Genomic DNA, 664 nt, shown 5'->3' on the forward strand with positions numbered 1-664 from the left:
GGGTTCGACTGTTCGTCGATTAAAGAGTTACATGAGCTGGGTTTAATACGTCGTGAGACAGTATGGTTTTTATCTTCTAGAGGGATACAGAGTAAAAGATAAATAGTCCCTTCGTACGAAAGGAGTTGGGAATGTTGACCTATGGTTTACCTGTTGTTTAATATTGTTTCTAACTAATTTACTATCACTAAAGTAAAAATTATGAATATACATCTAGTCAGATTTGATTATGTGTATATGATTGCTTATTAAGCATGGCAGGAAAGCTAAGTCAATTATAGATAAGTGCTGAAAGCATTTAAGCGCGAAGCTTATTATATTATACTCTTTTATATACGTAATATAATATTACGTAATAGGCTTTAGTTGTAACAAATTTAATTTTTTTTAGACATAAAGTACTAATTTATTATTATACTTAATATAACACATATATTAAAATTTATATTACACTTATATAAATTTTAATTTATATATATATATGTTATATATATAAATTTAGCCCGGTTAGCATAAAAGTAATGCAACCGTTTTGTAATCGGTTTAAGTAAGTGCGATACTTGCACTGGGCTGACCCAATGGTCAAGTTGGTTAAGACATAACATTTTCACTGTTAGTGCGAGAGTTCAAGTCTCTCTTGGGTTGCAAGAAATTAGCTCAGTGG

At 30.1% G+C, this 664-nt stretch carries 1 tRNA gene and 1 rRNA gene; both read left to right on the plus strand.

What is annotated here, in order from left to right:
* Positions 1-426: ribosomal RNA gene (locus ACYVBS_RS14680) — 23S ribosomal RNA — on the plus strand; the annotation flags it as partial.
* A gap of 146 nt (positions 427-572) precedes the next feature.
* A tRNA-Glu gene (locus ACYVBS_RS14685) sits at positions 573-645 on the plus strand.
* Positions 646-664: the final 19 nt, after the last annotated feature.

This window comes from Lysobacter olei (assembly GCF_054777355.1).